The organism is Enterococcus sp. RIT-PI-f (genome assembly GCF_001297065.1).
GTDB lineage: Bacteria > Bacillota > Bacilli > Lactobacillales > Enterococcaceae > Enterococcus_D.
Window position 1 is genome coordinate 1 of record NZ_LHOX01000006.1, and the last position, 1,665, is coordinate 1,665.

Below are 1,665 nucleotides of genomic sequence, written 5' to 3' on the forward strand. Positions count from 1 at the left end.
TCTAAGCTAACGATTTTATTCTTAGACCTTCGGTCAGAATATTGATACTAGCGTTGATGTCTCGGTCATGATGAGCACGACAAATAGGACAAGTCCATTCTCGAATTTCGAGAGATTTCTTGCCATCTTTATGTCCACACTCTGAACAAAGTTGACTAGATGGAAACCATTTATCTACTTTGATGATTTCACGTCCGTACCAGTCAGCCTTGTATTGTAGTTTAGTTACAAAACTAGACCAAGACACATCAGAAATGCTTTTTGCTAGTTTATGATTTCGTAACATACCTTTTGCATTTAAGTCTTCAATACAGATAATATCGTGGTTTTTGACAATTTCTGTACTCAACTTATTCAAAAAGTCAGTACGTTGATTCATTACTTTTTCGTGTAATCTAGCCACTTTTCGCTTTTGTTTTTGATAATTTTTAGCTTCAAACAGATTGATACCTTTCTGTTTAGCTAATAATGCACGTCTTGACAACTTGCGTTGTTCACGTTTGAATTTCTTTTCCATTTTAGACGTGAATTTATTATTATCATATTTTTGACCGTCAGAAAGAATCGCAAAATCCGTAATACCTAGGTCAATACCTATTGCAGAATTAGATTTAGGTAGCTCGCTAACTTCTTCTTTACATAACAAAGAAACATAGTATTTACCGCTAGAATGACGTGATAGTGTAGCAGATTTGATAATTCCTTTTGGTTGTCTATGAAGTTTAATTCTGATTAAGGATTTCAATTTAGGAACTTTGATGAATTTATTCTCAATCAAAGCAACTGTGCCATTTTGATTATTTGTTGTATAACTCTGAACAGGATTTTTCTTGCTTTTGAAGCGTGGAAATCCAACGAATTTATCCCGAAAGAAATTCTTATATGCCTTATCCAAATTGAGTTGAGCATTAGCTAAAGCAAGACTGTCAACTTCTTTCAAAAACGGAAATTCTTCCTTGTATTTAGCTGGTGTTGGAAAATTCATCTTTTTAGAAGAATCATTCTTCATTTCTTCATACGCCTTTTTTCTGTCATCAAGCATGAGATTGTAGACCTTACGGACACAACCAAACGATTTGGCAAAGAAAATCTCTTGTTCTTCTGTTGGATATAATCTAAATTTGTATGCTTTTAGTCGTTCCATAAGGCTTCCCTGCTTTCTATTTATGATTGTTCCCCTGATTCTGAATATATTTCTTTATGACATCGATTGGTGCACCACCGGTTGTCAAAAGACAGAAGCTTTTAGACCAAAACATTTCTTTCCAAAGAAACTGTTTGACTCTTGGAAAGTCGCGTTTTATTAAACGTGAACTGGCGCTTTTATAGGCGTTAATGAATTTTGTCAATTCTGTCTTTGGTTGAGCTTTGAACATCATGTGAATATGGTCTTTATCATGGTTCCACTCAACTAAAGTAATATGATACGCTTTTGAAATTCTTTCAAAAGTTGCTTTAGCATAATCAGATATTTCATCATCAATCACTTGCCTACGATATTTTGTTACTAAAACAAGATGGTAATGAAGAAGAAATACTGAATGATTATTTGTATCTAATTCCATGTTATATCAGCTCATTTCTTATATAGACTGATTATAACATAAGAAAAAAATAAAAGGCAATATGCCCTAATTGTCGGTTTTCGAGCTACCAACGGTAACC

At 33.6% G+C, this 1,665-nt stretch carries 2 protein-coding genes; both read right to left on the minus strand.

The annotated features are described in order from the left end of the window. Position 1: 1 nt before the first annotated feature. On the minus strand, positions 2 to 1,144 hold the full coding sequence (gene tnpB / locus AEQ18_RS02340; RefSeq protein ID WP_054114764.1) for an IS200/IS605 family element RNA-guided endonuclease TnpB: 1,143 nt from the start codon (positions 1,142 to 1,144) through the stop codon (positions 2 to 4). Between the two features lie 16 nt (positions 1,145 to 1,160). Continuing rightward, positions 1,161 to 1,565: an IS200/IS605 family transposase gene (tnpA, locus tag AEQ18_RS02345; protein ID WP_054114765.1), complete on the minus strand. Its 405-nt coding sequence runs from the start codon at positions 1,563 to 1,565 to the stop codon at positions 1,161 to 1,163. Positions 1,566 to 1,665: the final 100 nt, after the last annotated feature.